The 241-nt window shown below is 41.1% G+C and carries 1 pseudogene; it reads right to left on the bottom strand.

Going from position 1 to position 241, the window contains the following annotated elements:
- Positions 1-178, bottom strand: a pseudogene (locus NLF92_RS13690) (elongation factor P); the annotation flags it as partial.
- Positions 179-241: the final 63 nt, after the last annotated feature.

The raw sequence follows: 241 nt of genomic DNA, 5'->3' as shown, positions 1-241 counted from the left end.
CACCTGAGCGGAAAGTTTTCTCTAAAACTTTACCTGAAATAAGCTTGCGGATTTTTACGCGGTTAAACGCTTGGCCCTTACCCGGCTTTACGTATTCGTTTTCTAGAATGTTGCAAGGTTCGCCGTCCAGCATGATTTTCAGGCCGCCTTTGAACTCGTTAGTGCTGTAATTAGCCATAATTCCTCTGTCTAAACATAAGGTACAAAAAGTTTCGTGAAACAAATAATACCTAAAAAACCG

Origin of the sequence: Opacimonas viscosa (genome assembly GCF_024199005.1) — a bacterium.
Taxonomy (GTDB): Bacteria; Pseudomonadota; Gammaproteobacteria; order Enterobacterales; family Alteromonadaceae; genus Opacimonas; species Opacimonas viscosa.
Note: the sequence above shows the minus strand (reverse complement) of the source record. Positions and strands in the feature narration are given on the sequence as shown.